Source organism: Oceanospirillum maris DSM 6286 (assembly GCF_000422865.1).
GTDB classification, from domain to species: Bacteria; Pseudomonadota; Gammaproteobacteria; order Pseudomonadales; family Halomonadaceae; genus Oceanospirillum; species Oceanospirillum maris.
Genome location: NZ_KE383937.1, coordinates 11,284 through 29,335, shown reverse-complemented (window position 1 = coordinate 29,335; position 18,052 = coordinate 11,284). Strand labels below are relative to the sequence as shown.

The following is an 18,052-nucleotide window of genomic DNA, read 5'->3' as shown; positions in this document are numbered from 1 at the left end:
CGCGTATGTCCTAAAAAAACAGTCTATATAATAACAATGAAACAGGAACTCAGTGCCAATGATCTATCCTGCCCGAGATAAACAACGCGCAGATCGTCTTACAGATCGCTTGATACGGCTGTTAATGGTCGTTATCGAGCGCCTAATGCAACCCTTTATACGGGTTAGCTTTCATCGCCCGCTTCCTGCTTTAGCCAAAACCGAAGGGCAATATTGTTACGCTTTAGGCAATAAGAGTCTAACGGATCGGATCTTACTTAGCCGCATAACGCGCCAATATGGACTACCTTGGTCAGAACAGGGCAGCGAAACGGTTAGCAAAGACGCCCGCTTAATTGCACTGCACATGAATCACTATGGACTGAAGGGCTTAGCAGAGCATCGTGTATCGCCACGTCTAACACGTATGATGGCCCATCTTTTAGAACACCCAGAGCAAGATATTAAGCTAGTACCTGTCACTATTTTTTGGGGGCGTTCGCCAGGTCAAGAGCGTCATTGGCTTAACCGGTTTTCGGATCAAAGAGGCTGGCTACACCAAAGCATCAAGCGCTTAGGAGCCATTATTTTTCATGGGCGGCATACCCTCGTTCACTTTGCTGAACCTGTATCCCTTAGAGCACTAATCGCGACCAGTCCTGAATCAACATTAATTAACCAGCATGTGCGCAAGACCGCCCGCTTACTGCGTGTTCACTTTCGACAAACCCGCATTAGCGTTACCGGCCCGGAATTACCCGATCGCAAGCAGTTGATTCGTCAGTTAATCCGCAGCCCCCGTATTCAGTCGGCGGTACAATCCGCGGTTAAAGAGCAGGGGTTTAGCAGTCAAAAAGCTCAGCAAAAAGCAGAGAAATACGCCGATGAGATTGTGGCCAATGTCTCTTACAGCACGGTAAAGCTGTTTGATATTCTACTTAGCTGGCTGTGGAACCGTCTCTATCAAGGGGTCAATATACATAACATTGAACAGGTACAAGAAAGTGCCAAAAACAATACGCTTGTTTATGTACCCTGTCATAGAAGCCATATGGATTACCTGCTGCTCTCTTACGCCCTTTATAATCAAGGTTTAACGCCACCCCATGTCGCTGCAGGTATTAACTTGAACCTTCCCATTGTGGGGGCGTTATTAAGGCGTGGCGGTGCTTTCTTTATTCGTCGTAGTTTCCGTGATAACCCGCTGTATGCCGCTGTATTTTCTGAATACCTGTTTATGCTACTGAATAAAGGCTACGCCACAGAGTACTTTATAGAGGGTGGTCGCAGCCGAACAGGGCGAACCCTTGTGCCTAAACCCGGCATGCTATCCATGACCATTCAAGGGTACTTACGTAACCCTCACCGCCATATCCAGTTAATTCCTGTTTATATTGGCTATGAAAAGGTCGTTGAAGGCCGCACCTATCTCGGTGAACTCCGAGGCAAAGAGAAAAAAGGTGAATCGATTATCGGTCTTATACGATCCCTTAAAACCCTTAAAGAGCACTTCGGAAAAGTCAATCTGGCCTTTGGTCAGCCTATCGACCTGAAACAGACACTTGATACGACCATTCCCCATTGGAATAACGATCAAAACGAGGGCAAACCTGACTGGCTACCTCAGGCGGTTCAAACCCTTTCTCAGCAAGTTGCTGTGGGTATCAACAGCACCGCAACACTAAATGCTGCTAACTTAACAGCTCTTGGTTTACTAACCGCGCCAAGCTTCACTTTAGAAGAATCTAGCCTGAATCAGTTTATTCAGCTCTGCCAGACCCTTCATAATCGATTACAGTACAGCGGCCATGCACCCATAAACACTCAAACTTCAGAACAACTCATTGCAGAAGCAGAAAAACTACAGCTAATTACTCGTCTCAACCACCACTATGGCGACCTACTACAGCTCAATGAGCAACAAGCTCTTTTAATGACATGGTATAGAAATAATATTCTGCACCTATTTGCCCTGCCATCCCTCATTGCTTTTTGCTTTAATCAAAATAGCCAACAGTCACGGACGCAGCTCCATGAGCTATTACAGGTGCTTTACCCCCTTATTGCAAAAGAGTTATTCCTGCCTTGGGATAAAGCCGGTATGCATCAGCACGTTGATAACCTACTCCAACAGCTGATCGAGCAAGGCGTTCTAACGGATAACGGTGAGCAACTGGCTCGCGTCGACCCTTACCAAGATAAAGGCGTATTATTAACACTATTAGCTCGCCCGATTCAGCCGAGCCTTGAGCGAGGCTATTTAATGATCGCTCTTCTACGACATCACGGTAGTGGTAGCTTTACCACTGAAAGCCTTGAAGCAGAATGCCAAATACTAGCGCAACGGCTTTCTATTCTGCATGGTTTGAATGCTCCTGAGTACTTTCATAAACCGCTATTTAAACAGCTGTCTGAATTATTACTAGAACAGGGCTATCTTTGGTTGGAAGACGGACACCTACACTTTTCCCAAGCGTTAGAAACCTTTTCGGTACAGTGTCGTCCTTTATTTGATCCAGCATTGCGCCACAGTATTCGACAGCTTGCCAGTCAGCCTAAAGCTCGGCCTTTACCTTAACGATGAAGGTCATTTGTCCAGTAGCTTCATCCCATGCAGAAGATACAATTTGTCGCGGCTTTTGTCGTTTTTTTAACGGATAGCTGTGTTAGCATCACCGTTGATTTAATACTGATGTTAGTAATAAATAAAAGCCAATTAGGAGCAGATAAATGAGTCACACACAGGAAAGTACGATGGATCAGAACAAAGATTGGTTTTTAGAAAATCTCGTGAGCACCGTCAACAATAGTGATATTGAAATCGGTATCACACTACAAATGGATGGCTTCTTAGTATCAGGCCATATTGTTAATGGGCGTAAGTACTTTGATGGTTTCTCTGCGGAATTCATATCCGAAACATCCGTTGCTTTTGGCAATAAAGAAGCACTGAAAAATATCGAACAAGCCTTCAACAAATACGCAAGCTTGTACGATGGTCAAACGGATGACCCAGAAGAGCACGGTGCTAACTTTATCCACCTAGAAGGCGCACGTTTTTTCAACACCGCCGGCGCTCCAATTCCTAATAATCGTGGTATGTGGTGGCGTGGTCGTATCTCAGAGGTTGGTGGCTTTATTCTGGGCACCTTGAACGCAGAGCATATAGAAGACTAGTATTTAGTCTGAAAGACGAACAAACATAAAACACGGGGAGCCAAGACTCCCCGTTTTGCTATTACATCACAGGGTATCAAGACTTACTCTTCTAATGTCCCGACACCTGACGCATCCAACTTACGTTTAGTGTAAATATCATAACGACTGGATTTTCCTTCCAACACATAAGTTGGCCTTAAGCCTGTAATCGCTGGCGCTTTTCTAGGGCGCTTAACCACAACACGGTGTGTTGCTAAAGCCCATGCCGCTTCAAGTAACTGGTCATCATCCTGATCCATACCCACCAACTGATGAAACAGCTTCATCTCTTTTTTCACCTGCGCTGTTTTTTCCCTAGAGGGAAACATGGGATCAAGGTAGATCACCTGCGGGGCAAACGCCATTTCCGTCACCGCCTGCTGCATCGTATCAATCGCATTGCCTGTGACTAAAGGCATTCGAGAAACAACCTCTACGGCCTCTGGATCAAGTAAGCCTCGCTCTAAGCCATCTTGTAATAGCGCAGCGACAACGGGGTGCCGCTCAAGCAGCAACATGGAACAGCCCAAACCTGCCAAGACAAAAGCATCACCACCAAGACCTGCAGTGGCATCCAAGACTCTAGGCTTTACCCCTGTGTGTAAACCAACTGCTTTAGCGATTAGCTGACTTTTTCCACCGCCAAACTGGCGTCGATGAGCCGCTTTCCCAGCAGTGAAGTCCACCTGAACCGGCTTAGGCGCTTTTTTGCCTGTTTCCCCCAGAGAAAGCCCTTGGCTATCCAGCAACAAAACCAGAGCACCGGCCTCCCTAGGCAACTCGTCAACCAATAGAGGGGACAAATGCTCTGGTAGCTGAGGCCGTAAACGGTCAAACAGTGCTTGAATCTCTTTCTGTTGGGATTCCTGCGGTGTATAAAAATAAAGCGGCAAAGAGTGCGTCATGCGGTTAACAGAGCCTTAAATCAAACAAAGAAAGCGAATAAAACAACGCCCAGTACTAAGCGATAAATCACAAAGGGCAGCATACCCGTACGATCTAATAAACGTAGAAAAAGATGAATACACACTAACGCCGCACCAAAAGCGATAACCCCACCGACTAAGGTGTGGCTAATTTGCGACTCCGTCCCCACCTGATATAGCTCTATCCCTTTTAATAGCCCTGCGGCCATAATCAGTGGAATAGATAACAAAAAACTAAAACGAGCGGCAGCCTGTCGAGTAAGACCCAGCATTAAAGCGGCGGTTATGGTGATACCCGAGCGTGACGTTCCTGGAACCAAGGCCAAGGCTTGCGCTAAACCGATCCAAATGGCATCACGCATTTGAAATTGGTGCTCATCCCGGTTACGGCGACACTGACTGTCCGCCCACCAGAGTAAGAAGCCAAAGACAAGGGTCGTAATCGCAATCACCAAGGTAGATCGCAGCTCTAGCGCAATAAAATCATTCAGTAAGAAACCTGCAAGCCCAGCGGGAATAGTCGCCACAATCACAGCCCAAGCAAGAAAACTGTCTTGACTCTTTTTTTGCTTAAAAATACTAGAAAACCAAGCAACCGTCATCTGACGGATATCCTGCTGGAAATAAAGCATAACCGCTAACAAGGTGCCCACATGCACAGCAACATCAAAAGCAAGCCCTTGATCGGCCCAACCAAAAATCTGCGCAGGCAGAATAAGATGCGCTGAGCTTGAAACCGGTAAGAACTCGGTTAAGCCCTGCATCAACGCTAAAAAGGTAACTTGAAACCAGTCCACTGAATGCATTCCTTATTTTGAGTCTGTCAAAACCTTAAAGCTAACGGGCAATACTTAACAAAGTCTTAACACCTTTAACCAAGTCTTAACCTTCTCAACCAAGTCTTAACGTTGCCAAGAAGTCTTAATATCCCAAGCAACGTCTTAATATCTTCAATAGACTGAGCCTTTACTTTTTACCGTGGGGGCCTTCACCTTTTTTAAAAGCCACGTTATCCCGTAAATAAACCGGCATTGCGTCTTCAGCTCTCACGGTTTTACCTTGCTGCCAATACAGTTCAGCCAAGCGAGCAATATCACCGGCTTTAGGCAGTAGATCCGCATAGGTTTGCTGCAACAGGCTTTGCATAACAGGAGAGAACTGGTCGAGTAGTTGCCAGCCATTACCGGCTCCAACCCAATCAGCGTCAGGAATAGGATTAATCAGCGCCACTTGATCAGGGGCGATCACTTCAGGCTCTGCAAGGCAGTCAAACCCCTGCCCATTCCAGTGATACGCCGCCCAATAGACCTCACCCATACGAGCATCCAAAGAGGCGATAATATAGTGAGCGAAACGCTCACGAAACAACGTAAACGCCATTGTTTCTAAGGTTGTTACGGGAATAACAGGAAGATTCGCCCCAAAGGCTAACCCTTGAACAACACCTGTTGCAATGCGCAAACCCGTAAAAGAACCAGGGCCGTTGGCAAAGGCGATCCCATCAAGGTCACTAAGTTTAACGCCACCTTCCGCCAAAATACCCTCAATCATCGGTAATAAGAGCTGAGTATGTTTACGAGGTACCAGCCGAAAATCCTCCAGTACCTGATCATCCAGTTTCAGAGCGACCGAGCAGGCCTCCGTTGAGGTATCTAATGCGAGAATGCGTGCCATCTGTCATCTGCCTAAAAGCGAAAGAAAGATAGCAATTATACGCATTCATTCCACAAGAGCGAAATTTAACGACAAAAGGCCTCCCAAGAGACCTTCAGACCTATTTATGAGCGCTATGGTATTGACTAACCCGATGAAACAGATGATTACCGCAACGATGGCAGCGTTCGACAGGTCGCGTGTGCGTCACAACGACTATTTTTTCACATTCTGTGCAACTAAAAGAGCCAGCAGTGGCCAGCTCACCTTCAATATAGATACTAGGATCACTTTCCAATTTCTGCTCAAGCTCTAACTGGTCGACCCGAGTTTTATCAGCAACCGATTGTAAGGCTTCCAGCAAAGACAGCTCCAAGGCTGAAAGGTCGATATTCAGCCATTCTCCTAAACCACGGCCTGTTGTATTCACAAAATGACCTAGATCCTGCAGATCACGATTCAGCCAAGTGGTGAGTAAAGAGACTTCATCTTTAGTCAGGCGTTCTAAGTCTTGTTCAAATTCTACCGCATCACGAATCTCTTTTTGCAGCGTATCGAGTGTCGCCTGTTCTACATCGGCTAAGCGTTCTTCAATGCGAACCAAAGCACTGTCATAGTGACGTGCAAGCTTTTCGTTATCATTTGAACGGTTTCCAGGGGCTTTATCTGACATAATGTCTCCTTATTGACAGATAACAATTTTACCGATGATCCAGATAGCAATCACCTTATTTATATTGAGTATTTACTATCTGAAGCATTCTGTCACGGGATGAAAGATCGTATTCTTATCGCTCTTATTGTTAAGCACTATTGAGCCAAGTCTTTTTACTTCAAAACCTTCTGGTCTTTACTTAAAATCCCTCAAAATAGAGGCGTTTTATACTCTAAGCTTGTACTCTTCCCATCCGTTCACACTCTTACCTCTACCTGTTAGCCAGTCTCTAAGGTAAACTTAGGGGTTTCACGCTGGCATTGGCGAATTTACGATTTAAATACCGTCTCTGCTCTTTAAGCGCCAAATTGACAACCAGATCAGCACGGTAGAATGCTTACCCATTGCCTCATAAAAATGGTACAGCGTTAAGTCTGCACCTGCTCTGGTCCTATTTGTTAACCCTTCCGGCCTTCCGGAACTGGCAAGGTAACTACGCAATAATGGACGTTCAGTACACTCCCCATAAGATCGAACAGGAAGCACAAGCTTTCTGGGAAAAAAATCAGTGTTTTAAAGCGGTAGAAGATGCTAACCGCGAAAAATTCTACTGCCTATCGATGTTCCCGTACCCTAGTGGCCGTCTGCATATGGGCCATGTACGTAACTATACCATTGGTGATGTACTGTCTCGTTACCAGCGCCTGCGCGGCAAAAACGTACTGCAACCTATGGGTTGGGATGCATTTGGTTTACCTGCAGAAAATGCGGCCATCAAGAACAACGTAGCACCAGCTAAGTGGACTTACGAAAATATAGATTATATGCGTGACCAGCTAAAGCAGTTGGGCTTCGCTTATGACTGGGATCGTGAGCTAGCCACCTGCCACCCTGAGTATTATCGTTGGGAGCAATGGTTCTTCACTCGCCTGTTTGAGAAAGGTTTGGTTTACAAAAAAACAGCCTCTGTGAATTGGTGCCCCCATGATATGACGGTTCTGGCGAATGAGCAGGTGATTGATGGCTGCTGCTGGCGCTGTGATACCGAAGTTGAACGTCGCGAAATTCCGCAATGGTTCCTGAAAATCACCGACTATGCCGATCAATTGCTGGATGACTTGGATAAAGTTGACTGGCCTGAGCAAGTTAAAACCATGCAACGCAACTGGATTGGTAAATCCCGTGGTGTTGAGCTGCGTTTCGGCCTGAAAGATCGTAGCGAAGAACTGGAAGTGTTCACGACACGCCCCGATACCTTGATGGGCGTGACCTATGTGGCCGTTGCAGCTCAGCACCCACTTTCTCTGGAAGCCGCGCAGACAAATCCTGAGCTGGCAGCCTTCGTTGAAGAGTGCAAGCATACCAAAGTTGCCGAAGCTGACATGGCAACCATGGAGAAAAAAGGTATTGCAACGGGCTTTACGGCTGTTCATCCGTTAACGGGCCGTGAAGTACCTGTGATGGTCGCTAACTTTGTGCTCATGGACTACGGTTCAGGTGCGGTTATGGCCGTACCAGGTCACGACCAACGCGACTGGGAGTTTGCCACCAAGTACAACCTGCCTATTGAGCAAGTTATTGCTGCTGCCGAAGGTGATGAAGTCGACCTGAGCCAAGCGTCATACACAGGCAAAGGCGTTTTGATCAACTCCGGTGAATTCAACAACCTAAGCTTTGAAGCGGCTTTCGATGCTATCGCAGCCAAACTGGAAAGCGAAGGTAAAGGTAAGATCACCATCAATTATCGCCTGCGCGATTGGGGTGTTTCTCGCCAGCGTTACTGGGGTGCACCAATCCCGATGATCAACTGTCAGGACTGTGGTGATGTGGCGGTTCCAGAGGATCAGCTACCGGTTGTTCTGCCTGAAGACGTCGACTTTGATGGTGTCGGCTCTCCTATTAAGAAAATGCCAGAGTTCTACGAAACAACCTGCCCTAAGTGTGGTGGCCCAGCAACTCGGGAAACCGATACGTTCGATACCTTCATGGAATCCTCGTGGTACTACGCGCGCTATACCTCCCGTAGTCAAAGCGAAGCGATGCTAGGTAAAGAGGTCGATTATTGGGCACCTGTTAACCATTATATCGGCGGTATCGAGCACGCCATTCTTCACCTGCTATATAGCCGTTTCTACCATAAGCTATTACGTGATGAAGGTTTGGTTAACTCCGATGAGCCATTCCAACGCCTGCTAACTCAAGGCATGGTATTGAAAGATGGCAGCAAGATGTCCAAATCTAAGGGCAACACCGTTGACCCTCAAGAGCTGATCCAGAAGTACGGCGCAGATACCGTTCGTCTATTCATTATGTTTGCAGCGCCACCAGAACAATCTCTGGAATGGTCTGATTCTGGCGTAGAAGGTGCCAACCGCTTCCTGAAACGTCTATGGAAGATGGTACAAAGTCATGTCGAAGCTGGGCCAGCTCCAGAGCTAAACCCTGCGACATTGAACGACAAGCAAAAAGAACTACGTCGTAAGACTCATGAAACCATCGCCAAGATCAGTGACGATATGGAACGTCGCCTAACCTTCAATACCGCTATTGCTGCGGTAATGGAGTTAAGCAATGCGATTACTAAAGTTAACGATGATAGCGATGAGATGCTCGCTGTTCAGCATGAGGCCATTGAAGCCTGTGTCGTTATGCTGTCACCTATCGTGCCACATATTGCCCATACGCTATGGCAACTGCTCGGTCATGATAGTGTCGTGATTGATGCCCAATGGCCTACGGTTGATCAAGATGCATTGGTTCGTGACTCTATCCAAATAATCGTTCAAGTAAACGGTAAAATGCGTAGTAAAATCGAAGTCGCTGCGGACGCACCAAAAGACACCGTTGAAACGATCGCAAAAGCAGACGAGAAAGTCGCTAAGTTCTTAGAAGGCGTTACCATCCGCAAGGTAATTGTTGTACCTGGCAAACTGGTTAATATCGTCGCGAACTAACGCGCCTTGTAACAAACGGGTATCCCACTGGTCAGTGGCGTAAGCTAAATAGCTTATAAGTTAAAAGCGAACCGCCGGCCAGATGGATATCATGATGAATAACTGCAAGCTGATCGAGCTTAATTAAGCTCGATCAATGGAACACAGATGAATTTGCAAAAGACAAAACCCTTGTCTATACCTAAAGCGTTAGGCGCAGTTTTTCTGGCGATTTTCGTCAGTAGCTGCGGCTTTCAATTGCGAGGGTCAGCCGGTTTTCCGGCTGAACTCTCGCCACTGTACCTGACCGAACAATCCTCTGTTTTTTATAACACCTTAACCACCCAGCTAGCTCAGGGAAATGTTGTGTTATTGAAAAACAAAGAAAGCGCACGCTGGCACCTTTGGTTAGGCAATGTCCGCCATAGGTCACAGCAAACGACTTTTACCTCAGGCTCCAGTAGCTACAACCTTTATGCAGAGGTTGATTATCAACTACGGGATGCAGAAGGTAAGCCTGTTGCACCTCAGTCAACCCTTAAAGCTACTCGCACCTATAGTAGTAGCGACAATCTATACAGCGAAGCCAGCGACCTAGCAGCTCTACGCTTTGAAATGGAGCGGGATCTTGCGAACCGCGTTGCCCGCCAATTAAGCTATATTACACTACCGACCATGTCTAAAAACATCAGTGAATCCACAAATGATGGCCGTTCAATAAACGTTCAAAGCGTGGTGAATATGGTTTCAAATCAACCATGAAAATCTTTACAGATAAATTGTCTGAACAGCTAAAGTCAGGCTTAAAGCCGATCTATTTAATCTCTGGCGATGAGCCTTTACAAATGCGTGAAGCGTGCGATTTGGTTCGCACATCGGTACGTAAAGCAGGGGCCGAAGAACGTGAAGTGCATCATGTGGATAACAATTTTGCTTGGTCAACACTCATCGAAGCCAACGCTAGCATGAGCCTGTTCTCAAGCCATAAATTGATTGAGCTACATATTCCTTCGGGCAAGCCCGGGCAAGAGGGCAGTCAGGCACTACAGGCTTATGCCAAAGAGATATCAGACAACCGTGGACAAAGCGACAACACTCTGCTGATTATTTCTGGAAAACTAGAAGGCTCCTCCACCAACAGCAAGTGGTTTAAAGCCTTAGATGCCGTCGGAGTTTTCGTACCGGTGTGGCCTCTGGATAGCCAGCGGCTTCCTGGCTGGATTACCCACCGTCTGAGAGCTGCAGGCTTTCAAGCAACGCCAGAAGCCGTAGCACTTTTAGCTCAGCGTGTGGAGGGTAACTTACTGGCCTGCGACCAGGAGATTCAAAAACTAAGGCTAGCCTATCCTGATCAGAATACGTTGGACGACCAAGCGATTATGGCTGCCGTTCAAGATAGCTCACGTTATGATGTATTTAACCTAACAGATGCCGTATTAAACGCCGACCCTGTGCGTACCAGCCGTATTATCACGGGTTTACAAGGGGAAGGGTTAGAGCCACCAATTATTCTTTGGGGTATAACTCGAGAACTTCGCCAACTGATCAATTTAAAGCACCGCACAGAACAGGGGCAATCATTTGACCATATTTGTCGAGAGCTTCGTATCTGGGATAAGCGTAAACCGCTGTATAAAAAAGCGCTATCAGTCCATAGCAGCAAGCAATTACATCAGTTGATATTAATGGCAGAGCAAGTTGATCAGCGGATTAAAGGGATGCAGAAAGGTAAAAGCTGGCCGCTGCTAAGCCAACTATGTTTAAAATTTAGCGGCTTAGCGGCTCAATAAAGAGCGCTAAGCCAATCACTAATCTATATCAGCGCCAGCTAACGCTTCGGCTAACTGAAGAGATTCAACTTCTACACCTTCAAGTTCAGCATTCCAGTTAGCGCCCACTAAAACACCATCGGCATCAAGTTCTGGCAGCCATTCTTGAACAAAATCTTCAACTTCAATTTTACTGATCTGATAGTCAGCCCATTCCTCAACACAGTGAACTGCAGCGTCTTCTTTATCAGACCAAAATGGAATAACATCCGTGTTTTCAAACTCTTGCGAATCCACCACAACCCAGCCATCTTCTGATTCAATACCCCAAAGCTCCCCGTTGAAGCGAATCTCCTCGATAAAGAGTGAGTAGTTGTCATCAATACTATCTGTCAGGCGTGTCATAATAGCTCCACCAAATCTAACTCATTATAGGCAAAAATAGCCGTTAAACGTATCAGCTGCCAGATTAGCACGGCCTACAATAATTGCTATCAAAGATAGCGTAATTCCCATTAAAAACGAAGATTTGCCCGCCATCCGCTTGACCCCAGCCACACTTAATCGCAAGATGGCGCGCTTTGTTATCCTGACCTGCAACTGGATCCTATCACCATGGCTCAATTCACCTTGGCAGCACACTTAACTTGTCCTCTAGATAAACAGTTACTCACACTGCAAAATCGCAGCCTACAGTGCCCTTCTGGCCACAGTTTTGATATTGCAAAACAAGGTTACGTTAATTTATTACCCGTGCAAAAAAAGAACTCAAAGGATCCTGGCGACAGCAAAGAGATGATTCAGGCACGACAGCGCTTCTTACAATCAGGACTTTACCAACCGATCTCTGACGAACTGAATCAACTTGTTAAAACACATTTACCATCACCATCTAACGACTCCCTTATCTCCATTGTCGACGCAGGCTGCGGTGAAGGTTATTACCTAAGTCGACTCGCTACCGAAAACCAACTCATCGAAGCTGACAACATTGAGCTTATTGGTGTCGATATATCAAAATGGGGCGCGCAAGCAGCAACCAAATACCAGCTTCCTATTACATGGGTTGTCGGCACAAATGCACAGCTGCCTGTAGCAGAAAACTCGGTTGATCTAATCATCTGTATGTTTGGTTTTTACGAGCTAGAGTGGTTTGCAAAGGTATTAAAGCCTAACGGCAAAGTGATTTTAGCAGAGGCTGGCCCAGAACATCTTATCGAGCTACGGGAAATCATCTACCCAGAGGTACGTCGCCGCGATGTACCAGCGCTAAAAACAGCCGATGAATTAGGCTTTACATCGCGACAACAGAATCAAATTAACTTTGCTCCGAAAACCCTCAACCAAGCACAGATTCAAGATCTTCTCGTAATGACACCTCACCTTTACCGCGCAAGCTACGAAGGCAAACAAGCTGCACAAGCCCTCACCAAGCTAGACTTAAGCGCACAGGTCGTCTTTAGGGTCTTACAGTATAAGGGCCAAGGCTAAACGCAGGGCTAAGGGCTAAATATTTGATTTTAGCCACCTAGACAGAAAAATAAGATATAAAAAAAGCCCGTTGATTCTTTATAAAATCAGCGGGCTTTAGAATTCATGGCGGAGAGGGAGGGATTCGAACCCTCGATACCTTGCGGTATACACACTTTCCAGGCGTGCGCCTTCGGCCGCTCGGCCACCTCTCCACAACTGCTTACCTTCGGCAAAACAGATGGCGCGCATTATAGACAGACAACTCTTCAAGAGCAAGAGATTTGTCTGGTTTTCTCTATATTTTTTATAAATCTCAAGCACTTATTCGACAATACCCTACTGCCTTAACCTTACCTTAAGAGCAAAGCGCTGATCAGCGCTATGTCGCTAGCGATCTAAAGCCACATAATCACCAGCATAGCGTACGGCTAGTTTTTCATCTTGCAAGATCTCAGCAACAATTGGCAAACGACCACGCCCTTTGGCATTAACCTGCTCAATCAACACGTCTGCACCGTCTTTCTCAGGGCAATAGCAGCGGACAATGAAATCAGAAGTCACCGGTGCCGTAAAATCGATAGTGCCTGTTTTGACCACGGCACTACGTTCTAAATCTTGCTCGATCAATATAAGCGTCGTCAATGCCCAGCCGGCCAAGGTACACAGTCCGCTAATAGATCCACCAAAGCCCGTACCTTTATCATTCAGGTTGGGGGCTAGCGAGACCTGAAAGCAAACTTCACTATTTTCAAAGGTTATTCGATGTAACCCCATATGATTAACCAAGGGGATCGATGCTTTCACTTGCTCTAAAAACTGATCAACACGCGCTTGTTGCACAAATTAACTCCTACTTTTACCATCCATGACCATCGACTATCCGTTCGTGCTAATCCCTATGACCAGCATTCAACATAATCTTCCGTTTTATATTCAGGTAAAGGCTTATTACGGCCTTCGATCTGCCCAAGATACAGATAGCCCACAACCTGATCCTCTGGCTCTAAGCCTAAACCTTGGTCAACCACAGAATCAAACGCCACATCTCCTGTACGCCAAATAGCCCCTAAACCTTTAGCATGAGCCGCTAGCATAGCGTTTTGTGCCGCAGCACCCGCTGATAACACCTGTTCAAGAACAGGCACTTTAGGATGCTTAGCATCCACCTTCGCGATCACAGCAATAATCACAGGGGCTCGAAGCGTCATCAGTCGAATCTTATTTTGCTTGGCATCATCGGCGTCTGGCTGGCGAACCATCAGGCCCTTATGAAAAAGCTCCCCCAAACGCTCTCGACCAGTACCGGTGAACTCAATAAAGCGCCACGGGCGAATAGCACCATGATCAGGTGCTCTCAAAGCTGCTTGGTAAATGAACTCCATTATTTCAGCACTAGGTCGTTCGCCTGATAGCTTTGGATGTGAATTTCGGTTTAACAGTAACGCTTCGGCTTGCATAAAAACTCCTATCATTCGTTATAGGGTAGAGCCACACTTACAACTATTCGGGAAAAGACTCAAAAGCTCCAATTTAATGTATTTTACAACCAACTTATCGACAATTCCTTGTATTACGAATACATAGAGCTTGGCGGTTATACAGGTTATCATGAACAAAACCTGATAAATTAAGGGAATTGTGACATGGTTTTTTCCACATTAGCACTGGTTGGCATTATACAACTGATTTTGCTGCTGATAGGCGGTATCTTCTTTTTGTTTTTACACACTCGTTTTCTAAAAAAGCAGATTCGTATCTTACGGGGGGATAGTGATGAAACAGAAAGTGTGTCTTCGCCTGTTGAAGCGATGATGACAGAATCTGCTGATTTTTCCTCGCAAAGTGCGCACTCAGATAGCGGTAGAGCCGATGACTTTGCAACAGAGTCACCGATAATAGATCCTGAGAAAATCACAGGCGAGATTAGCGAATTACGCAAAATGTTAGATGAGAAGCTATTGCTAACCGCTAATATGCGCAAGCTAATTGAGAGTCTACAGCTCGACCCTGACTCTGCCCCCGAAGTCGCCGAGCGGCAGACAAGCTCTTTGCTGCATCTTGAGGAATATATCAAACTTAGCCGTAAAGAAGCCGCTGCAGTAGAGGAAAAAATAACCCACTACCGCGAGCAGCTAGCAAAGGCAAAGAAACTACTCACCAAGTACAAAGATCAATATGATCTCGACCACTCTGCTGATGATTAATTTACAGCTTTTTGACATTCTCCCCCGCACCAATTAAAAGTACGGGGCTTGTCGCGCTTATTGGTCATTATTGTCGCACAAAGCGACGATTTTCAAAGCTCGGTCGATGGGAAGAACGCCAAGGGTTAATGTCCAACCCGCCGCGCCGAGTATAGCGAGCAATAATCGTTAGCTCTTCTGGCTGACAGCGCTGAGAAATATCCAGAAACATCCGCTCAACACACTGCTCATGAAAGTCATTATGCAGTCTAAAAGAGACAATATAGGCCAGAAGTCCTGCTTTATCGATTCTTTTACCCGTATAATTAATCTCTACCGTTGCCCAGTCTGGCTGCCCAGTAACAGGGCAATTTGAGCGTAAGAGATGACTGTACAGCGTCTCTTTAATAATCAGATCATTCTGGTTTTTCAGCAAAGCCGGTTCAGGATGATAGTGCTTAACCTCAATATCCAACCCATCGAGACAGCGCCCTTTAGGCTCGGTAATCTGCATAGTCGCAGCACCGTCCAAAACACCACCCAAAGCCTGTAACGTCACATCAACCGGAGCACCGGCGGTGGCTGAAAGATCTCTCACTAAAATATGCTGTAACTGTTGCTGGCTCTCAATCTTTGTTTGATTAAAAGAGTTTAAATACAACTTAAAGGATTTTGATTCAATAATATTGTCAGAATCCACCGGGATACGAAACACGGCCATGGCAACCTGTGGTTTGCCTTTTAAGTTCAACCAAGACAATTCAAAGGCATTCCAAATATCCTGCCCAAAAAAAGGCAGGCCTGCTTCTTTTGTCGGCGGGTTAATACCAATGTCATCTCGCTTTGGCTGGCGAGAAATCGGGTACAACAAACCAGCATTGTACTGGTCGCTATATTCGGTACTTTTACCCAATAGCGATTGCTCTATTTCAGGTGAAATTGAATTTCCCATGATTAACTTCGAATTCCTTTACCTTTGTTTAACAGGGTTAACGCAAGCGTAAACATACTGACAATAAAAACAGCCACTGCCGAGAGCGCGTAAACCACATCAATATCAGAAACACCTAAAATACCATAACGAAAGGTATTCACCATATAAAGTATCGGGTTCAGCATAGAAACCCCCTGCCAAAACTCTGGCAACAGGGAGATCGAATAAAACACACCACCTAGATAGGTCAATGGGGTCAAAATAAAGGTAGGAACAATAGAGATATCATCAAAGCTACGGGCAAACATAGCGTTAATAAAACCGCCCAAAGCAAATAGAATCGAGGTCATCAGCACGACCAAAATGGTAATCCAAACATTATGCAGATGCAGGTCCGTAAAAAACAATGACAACATCGTCACAATCAAGCCAACGGTCAGACCCCGAGCTACGCCACCTAAAATAAAACCACTGAGGATAATCCAATTGGGGGTAGGCGAGACTAATAGCTCTTCGATGCTTTTCTGAAAACGCGCCCCATAAAAAGACGAGACAACGTTTGAATATGAGTTAGTAATCACTGACATCATAATCAATCCCGGCACAATAAATTGCATATAGCTAAAGCCACCCATTTCACCGATACGACTGCCAATGAGATTGCCGAATATCACAAAGTACAAGGTCATGGTGATCGCAGGCGGCAACAGAGTTTGCGCCCAAATACGAGTAAACCGGCTGATCTCTTTATGAACAATGGTGTAAAACGCAATCCAATATTCTTGAATACTCATTTATGCGGATACCTTTTCTTTAAGCTTAGATGCGTTCCCGTTAGAGCGATCTTTAGCACCGTCTTTCTTGTGATCGTGCTCTACCAGCTCAACAAACAACTCTTCCAGTCGGTTTGATTTCGTCCGCATGGAGCTGATATTAACGCCAATAGCATTTAGCCGAGTAAAAACCTCATTCAAGTGCTGGCCACGCTGCATTATCACTTCAAAGCTATGTTCATCAATTAAAGTCGTTTCAAAGCTTTCCACCTGCGGAGCCTCAACCATCACCTCTGACGTATCCATAATAAAAACTTCAGTATTAAGCTGAGCGAGTAACGCTTTGATAGAGGTATTTTTAACAATTTCACCCTGATCAATAATGGCGATATTGCGACACAGGCTTTCGGCTTCTTCCAGATAATGGGTTGTCAGGATAATCGTGGTGCCTTCTTCACGGTTGATCTTTTTAATGAACTCCCACATAGAGCGGCGCAGCTCAATATCCACACCGGCAGTTGGCTCATCCAAGATCAACAATCGTGGCTTATGAATCAAGGCTCGGGCGATCATCAAGCGCCGTTTCATACCGCCAGATAGCATACGAGCAGCATTATCACGCTTATCCCACAGTCCCAGCTCTTTTAAAAACTGCTCAGCACGTATCTTCGCCTCAGCTCTATGGATACCGTAGTAACCCGCCTGACTCAGGATGATATCCTCAACTTTTTCAAACTGATTAAAGTTAAATTCCTGGGGAACCACACCTAAAAAACGCTTAGCGGTGGAGAAATCTTTATCAACATCAACACCAAAGATAGAAACACTGCCTTCAGACTTATTCACAAGAGAACTGACAATCCCCAGTGTTGTTGATTTACCGGCACCATTTGGGCCGAGCAAAGCAAAGAAATCACCTTGCTCCACATCCAAATCAATACCTTTTAGGGCAACAAAGCCATTGCCATAGACCTTTTTTAGGCCCCGTATAGAAAGCGCTTTGGTCATTCAGAACACCTGTTTTGTTTATACATAAAATTGGTTGGCACATGAAGGCAGAGCCGGATCATACCCAGATCGAGTCTTTAATGGTTATGATTAATGGTTGAGCGAACGTTGAAACGGACTCAAAATATGAGGGTGATTGAGGATATTACAAGTGACGTTATTAATCATAGACGGAATCACAGACGGCACGATCGTTAGATCAATAGTTAAATCATATGACAAAAACGGAAAAAGCCAGTCACTTTTAAGATGACTGGCTTTTAGAATTTGGAGCGGGAAACGAGATTCGAACTCGCGACCCCAACCTTGGCAAGGTTGTGCTCTACCAACTGAGCTATTCCCGCATAACAATATATTGTTCACAATAATAATATCTTCTTACAAAAGAAGATGGCGTCCCATAGGGGGTTCGAACCCCTGTTACCGCCGTGAAAGGGCGGTGTCCTAGGCCACTAGACGAATGGGACGCAGCCGATTTTGGTTATTTGAAATTGGAGCGGGAAACGAGATTCGAACTCGCGACCCCAACCTTGGCAAGGTTGTGCTCTACCAACTGAGCTATTCCCGC

17 protein-coding genes and 4 tRNA genes are annotated in these 18,052 nt (G+C 45.9%); 7 read left to right on the top strand and 14 right to left on the bottom strand.

The window, feature by feature from the left end:
• Positions 1-58 precede the first annotated feature (58 nt).
• Entirely contained in the window at positions 59-2,557 is a 2,499-nt protein-coding gene (gene plsB, locus G517_RS19410) for a glycerol-3-phosphate 1-O-acyltransferase PlsB (RefSeq protein WP_051206455.1), read from the top strand.
• Between the two features lie 152 nt (positions 2,558-2,709).
• Positions 2,710-3,156, top strand: a complete 447-nt coding sequence (gene gvpU, locus G517_RS0114685; RefSeq protein WP_028305034.1) for a gas vesicle accessory protein GvpU — start codon at positions 2,710-2,712, stop codon at positions 3,154-3,156.
• Between the two features lie 83 nt (positions 3,157-3,239).
• Here the strand turns inward: gvpU and G517_RS0114680 are convergent, their stop codons facing one another.
• The 4 genes from G517_RS0114680 to G517_RS0114665 all read right to left on the bottom strand — a co-directional run bounded on the left by G517_RS0114680 (position 3,240) and on the right by G517_RS0114665 (position 6,429).
• Entirely contained in the window at positions 3,240-4,082 is an 843-nt protein-coding gene (locus G517_RS0114680) for a class I SAM-dependent methyltransferase (RefSeq protein WP_028305033.1), read from the bottom strand.
• A gap of 20 nt (positions 4,083-4,102) precedes the next feature.
• Positions 4,103-4,900, bottom strand: coding sequence for an undecaprenyl-diphosphate phosphatase (locus G517_RS0114675; RefSeq protein ID WP_028305032.1), 798 nt, complete (start codon positions 4,898-4,900; stop codon positions 4,103-4,105).
• 169 nt (positions 4,901-5,069) lie between these two features.
• Complete coding sequence (gene tsaB, locus G517_RS0114670; protein ID WP_028305031.1) at positions 5,070-5,777, bottom strand: tRNA (adenosine(37)-N6)-threonylcarbamoyltransferase complex dimerization subunit type 1 TsaB; 708 nt, start codon at positions 5,775-5,777, stop codon at positions 5,070-5,072.
• Between the two features lie 100 nt (positions 5,778-5,877).
• Positions 5,878-6,429 carry a zinc ribbon-containing protein gene (locus tag G517_RS0114665; protein WP_028305030.1) on the bottom strand — a complete coding sequence of 184 codons (552 nt, stop codon included), beginning with the start codon at positions 6,427-6,429 and terminating at the stop codon, positions 5,878-5,880.
• 485 nt (positions 6,430-6,914) lie between these two features.
• Between G517_RS0114665 and leuS the strand changes: the two genes are divergently transcribed.
• From leuS to holA, 3 genes are all read left to right on the top strand, one after another.
• Positions 6,915-9,365, top strand: coding sequence for a leucine--tRNA ligase (leuS, locus tag G517_RS0114655; RefSeq protein ID WP_028305029.1), 2,451 nt, complete (start codon positions 6,915-6,917; stop codon positions 9,363-9,365).
• Positions 9,366-9,512: 147 nt separating this feature from the next.
• On the top strand, positions 9,513-10,106 hold the full coding sequence (locus G517_RS0114650) for an LPS-assembly lipoprotein LptE (RefSeq protein ID WP_028305028.1): 594 nt from the start codon (positions 9,513-9,515) through the stop codon (positions 10,104-10,106).
• Positions 10,103-11,134, top strand: coding sequence for a DNA polymerase III subunit delta (holA, locus tag G517_RS0114645; protein WP_028305027.1), 1,032 nt, complete (start codon positions 10,103-10,105; stop codon positions 11,132-11,134). Before G517_RS0114650 ends, holA begins: the two co-directional genes overlap by 4 nt.
• 18 nt (positions 11,135-11,152) lie before the next feature.
• Here holA and G517_RS0114640 read toward each other — a convergent pair whose 3' ends face one another.
• Positions 11,153-11,518 (bottom strand): DUF2750 domain-containing protein, encoded by a 366-nt coding sequence (locus tag G517_RS0114640; RefSeq protein WP_028305026.1) that lies wholly within the window; start codon positions 11,516-11,518, stop codon positions 11,153-11,155.
• Between the two features lie 210 nt (positions 11,519-11,728).
• On the opposite strand from G517_RS0114640, the gene G517_RS0114635 reads away from it, so the two are divergent.
• Entirely contained in the window at positions 11,729-12,604 is an 876-nt protein-coding gene (locus G517_RS0114635; RefSeq protein WP_028305025.1) for a putative RNA methyltransferase, read from the top strand.
• A 106-nt stretch (positions 12,605-12,710) separates the two neighbouring features.
• Here the strand turns inward: G517_RS0114635 and G517_RS0114630 are convergent.
• From G517_RS0114630 to G517_RS0114620, 3 genes are all read right to left on the bottom strand, one after another.
• A tRNA-Ser gene (locus G517_RS0114630) sits at positions 12,711-12,798 on the bottom strand.
• Between the two features lie 175 nt (positions 12,799-12,973).
• Entirely contained in the window at positions 12,974-13,426 is a 453-nt protein-coding gene (locus G517_RS0114625; protein ID WP_028305024.1) for a YiiD C-terminal domain-containing protein, read from the bottom strand.
• 56 nt (positions 13,427-13,482) lie between these two features.
• The gene (locus G517_RS0114620) at positions 13,483-14,043 is read right to left on the bottom strand and encodes a nitroreductase family protein (protein ID WP_028305023.1); all 561 of its coding nucleotides are present in this window, start codon (positions 14,041-14,043) and stop codon (positions 13,483-13,485) included.
• 186 nt (positions 14,044-14,229) lie between these two features.
• Here G517_RS0114620 and G517_RS0114615 point away from each other — a divergent pair, with 186 nt between their 5' ends.
• Positions 14,230-14,790: a hypothetical protein gene (locus G517_RS0114615; RefSeq protein WP_028305022.1), complete on the top strand. Its 561-nt coding sequence runs from the start codon at positions 14,230-14,232 to the stop codon at positions 14,788-14,790.
• Between the two features lie 67 nt (positions 14,791-14,857).
• Here the strand turns inward: G517_RS0114615 and queF are convergent, their stop codons facing one another.
• The 6 genes from queF to G517_RS0114585 form a co-directional block, all read right to left on the bottom strand.
• Complete coding sequence (gene queF, locus G517_RS0114610) at positions 14,858-15,721, bottom strand: NADPH-dependent 7-cyano-7-deazaguanine reductase QueF (protein WP_028305021.1); 864 nt, start codon at positions 15,719-15,721, stop codon at positions 14,858-14,860.
• Positions 15,722-15,723: 2 nt separating this feature from the next.
• Positions 15,724-16,497 carry an ABC transporter permease gene (locus G517_RS0114605; protein WP_028305020.1) on the bottom strand — a complete coding sequence of 258 codons (774 nt, stop codon included), beginning with the start codon at positions 16,495-16,497 and terminating at the stop codon, positions 15,724-15,726.
• Positions 16,498-17,484: an ABC transporter ATP-binding protein gene (locus tag G517_RS0114600; RefSeq protein ID WP_028305019.1), complete on the bottom strand. Its 987-nt coding sequence runs from the start codon at positions 17,482-17,484 to the stop codon at positions 16,498-16,500.
• 268 nt (positions 17,485-17,752) lie between these two features.
• Positions 17,753-17,828, bottom strand: a tRNA-Gly gene (locus G517_RS0114595).
• 47 nt (positions 17,829-17,875) lie between these two features.
• Positions 17,876-17,951 (bottom strand) — tRNA-Glu (locus G517_RS0114590).
• A gap of 25 nt (positions 17,952-17,976) precedes the next feature.
• A tRNA-Gly gene (locus G517_RS0114585) sits at positions 17,977-18,052 on the bottom strand.

Bases quoted from the DNA above. Each gene is read 5' to 3' on its own strand.
- G517_RS0114600 (WP_028305019.1), bottom strand. From the start codon at position 17,484: ATGACCAAAGCGCTTTCTATACGGGGCCTAAAAAAGGTCTATGGCAAT.
- tsaB (WP_028305031.1), bottom strand. From the start codon at position 5,777: ATGGCACGCATTCTCGCATTAGATACCTCAACGGAGGCCTGCTCGGTC.
- G517_RS0114615 (WP_028305022.1), top strand. From the start codon at position 14,230: ATGGTTTTTTCCACATTAGCACTGGTTGGCATTATACAACTGATTTTG.
- G517_RS0114640 (WP_028305026.1), bottom strand. From the start codon at position 11,518: ATGACACGCCTGACAGATAGTATTGATGACAACTACTCACTCTTTATC.
- G517_RS0114665 (WP_028305030.1), bottom strand. From the start codon at position 6,429: ATGTCAGATAAAGCCCCTGGAAACCGTTCAAATGATAACGAAAAGCTT.
- leuS (WP_028305029.1), top strand. From the start codon at position 6,915: ATGGACGTTCAGTACACTCCCCATAAGATCGAACAGGAAGCACAAGCT.
- queF (WP_028305021.1), bottom strand. From the start codon at position 15,721: ATGGGAAATTCAATTTCACCTGAAATAGAGCAATCGCTATTGGGTAAA.
- gvpU (WP_028305034.1), top strand. From the start codon at position 2,710: ATGAGTCACACACAGGAAAGTACGATGGATCAGAACAAAGATTGGTTT.
- G517_RS0114635 (WP_028305025.1), top strand. From the start codon at position 11,729: ATGGCTCAATTCACCTTGGCAGCACACTTAACTTGTCCTCTAGATAAA.
- plsB (WP_051206455.1), top strand. From the start codon at position 59: ATGATCTATCCTGCCCGAGATAAACAACGCGCAGATCGTCTTACAGAT.
- G517_RS0114650 (WP_028305028.1), top strand. From the start codon at position 9,513: ATGAATTTGCAAAAGACAAAACCCTTGTCTATACCTAAAGCGTTAGGC.
- holA (WP_028305027.1), top strand. From the start codon at position 10,103: ATGAAAATCTTTACAGATAAATTGTCTGAACAGCTAAAGTCAGGCTTA.
- G517_RS0114680 (WP_028305033.1), bottom strand. From the start codon at position 4,082: ATGACGCACTCTTTGCCGCTTTATTTTTATACACCGCAGGAATCCCAA.
- G517_RS0114605 (WP_028305020.1), bottom strand. From the start codon at position 16,497: ATGAGTATTCAAGAATATTGGATTGCGTTTTACACCATTGTTCATAAA.
- G517_RS0114620 (WP_028305023.1), bottom strand. From the start codon at position 14,043: ATGCAAGCCGAAGCGTTACTGTTAAACCGAAATTCACATCCAAAGCTA.